Genomic DNA, 401 nt, shown 5'->3' on the forward strand with positions numbered 1-401 from the left:
TTAAATGTCTTTCCCTTAAAAAGCTCTTCAAGTTCTCTGGCCTTTTCGCTTATAAGCTGATCTTGCTTTACCTTAATAAGCACGTACACTATCTTCTTTTCCTTCTTGGGCTTTCTAACTTCTTTCCTCTTCTGAGGCTCTTTTCTTCTGGATCTTCTGGGGATTATAATTGGACCTGGCGTAAACGGCATAAGCACTCCCAATTAGTTTAATGCATCAATTCTTAAAAAGTTATTGAGAAAAAAGATTAAGAGCTAAATTCTTGAATCTTCTTTCTTACGAGCTGGCTCACCAGCTTTCCATCAGCTTTGCCCCTAAGTTTTGCCATTGCTCTTCCCATGAGCATTCCCATAGCTCCCATGCCCTTGGCTTTTACGACATTAAGATTCTCCCTGACTATC

General features: G+C 39.9%; 1 protein-coding gene and 1 pseudogene. Both read right to left on the reverse strand.

Annotated elements, in window-relative coordinates; translation table 11 throughout:
- Positions 1–191, reverse strand: a pseudogene (locus tag E3E27_RS10605) (hypothetical protein); the annotation flags it as partial.
- A 56-nt stretch (positions 192–247) separates the two neighbouring features.
- Positions 248–401, reverse strand: a 154-nt coding sequence (locus E3E27_RS10610; RefSeq protein WP_167774564.1) for a GatB/YqeY domain-containing protein, incomplete at its 5' end; no start/stop codon positions are given.

Origin of the sequence: Thermococcus sp. MV11, assembly GCF_012027285.1 — an archaeon.
Taxonomy (GTDB): domain Archaea; phylum Methanobacteriota_B; class Thermococci; order Thermococcales; family Thermococcaceae; genus Thermococcus; species Thermococcus cleftensis.